At 40.2% G+C, this 1630-nt stretch carries 1 protein-coding gene; it reads right to left on the reverse strand.

All coding sequences use genetic code 11. The annotated features are described in order from the left end of the window. Window positions 1-173: 173 nt before the first annotated feature. Window positions 174-1454, reverse strand: a complete 1281-nt coding sequence (locus tag AB5Z12_RS20720; protein WP_055052401.1) for an IS4 family transposase — start codon at window positions 1452-1454, stop codon at window positions 174-176. Between the last annotated feature and the right edge of the window lie 176 nt (window positions 1455-1630).

Consider the following 1630-nt stretch of genomic DNA (forward strand, 5'->3'; position numbering starts at 1 on the left):
CAATGCTAGCAATATAGTGTCAACTTAAAATCGTTATGATTCTGCTTATTTAATTTCGCTCCTTGAAAACTAAATAGTAAAAATAGTATCTCGCCTTATTGCCGGATTTATGGTATAGTTAAACAGACCTATACGGGATAGGCCTTTAAAAATGGTCTTCTCTTGTGTAGGAGTTAGAGTACCGATTTTCTTGTGCGAAGATGTTTTCGGTCTCTATTCTTTTTAGAGCGTTCATAGCATCTGCCAGGGTGAATCTGTGAACGCTTTTTTGATGCTTTTAGGATCAGATTTGTAATGACTGGCAGAATTTCTATGGACATAAAAAGTAATTGTGGCACCAGGGCTTTTACCTCACCGATAATGAAAGTCCGTTTTGACTGGTAGGCCCACTTGTTTTTGATAAATGCTTTCTGTTTTACTATGCTGTCTGCTTCTGTTTTAACAAGCGCAGCAAGATTGGAGAACAACAGGTTTATGTATAATTCCTGCTCAATGGAATTACAGCTTGTTCCTGTGAATTCTTCCAGTTCCCACCATTCCTTGAGTTCCCGGTATTTTGTTTCGATATTCCATCTTTCAAAATAAAGGTTATAAAGCAATGCAGGAGAAATAGACGGATCTGTGATATTAGTGACCAGATATTCCGCTTCCTCGTTTGATTGTTCTGGCAGTGGTACTCTTACAATTCGGTAAAGGACCGGTTTGCCATCTGCTGAAGCAGCAGTCCATGAAAAATCATCAGAGCCTAACCGGGTAAGATGATTCCCCTTGTTTAAACGCATCAGAACATGACAGCCATCAGAAACCAGATCCTCGTATAATTCTTTTGAATAATAACCACGGTCAAAGACGAGCAGTGCATTCTGGGCAAGATTTAATTCATGTAACCTGGTCCAATGTTCCCTCGAAGGATCACGCTCTCCAGTTCCTTTTGTATATATCTGCCCATCGACTATCTGATCAAGAAAGACATCATAGATAGTGGAAAGAAGACCCTCCACCCAGCAAATATCCTGGTTATTACAGCTTGTAATCGTTCCAAATTCAGAGGATGTGTCGTTGGATAATGGGATCTCCAGCGTAGATCCATCAACAGCGAAAACACGGTATCCAAACCAGCTTTTTGAACAAGCGGCATGTTTGTATACAGTTTCAACCTGTTCATCAAAAAGTTCCTTGAAAAGATCTGGCAGGATGCCACGCCTGGCTTTGGAGACTGCCTGTCGTGAAACATCGGGAAACTCGATGTCAGGAATCTGCCGTTGAAGTGCGGACAATTCAATATCCATTGAGCGCTTTTTTGAATAGATAAGATAGGCAACTACCTGCTTTAATGTAAGCTTGCGGTGTCTTACAAATGCTTTTGAGCGTCGGAACTGCTCAAGAAACTGGTCTGAATTAACGTGGGTTCGCAGTTGTGTCAAAATAAGGGTAATTAAATCAGAATAATTCATAGCGTACCTCCTGAAAGTGTATATTCAAAAGGCTTCGCCGCAAATTTTGGCCACTTTGTCAAGTGTACATAGTGCCGATATTTGTCGCACAAAATTGTATATTTTTACTATTTAGTTTTCAAGGAACAGATGAGCCAATATAACTGGCTTAAGTTGACACTATATTGCTAGCATTG

Source organism: Ruminococcus sp. RTP21358st1_G6_RTP21358_211008 (assembly GCF_040908885.1).
GTDB classification, from domain to species: domain Bacteria; phylum Bacillota; class Clostridia; order Lachnospirales; family Lachnospiraceae; genus Blautia_A; species Blautia_A faecis.

Bases quoted from the DNA above. Each gene is read 5' to 3' on its own strand.
- AB5Z12_RS20720 (WP_055052401.1), bottom strand. From the start codon at position 1,454: ATGAATTATTCTGATTTAATTACCCTTATTTTGACACAACTGCGAACC.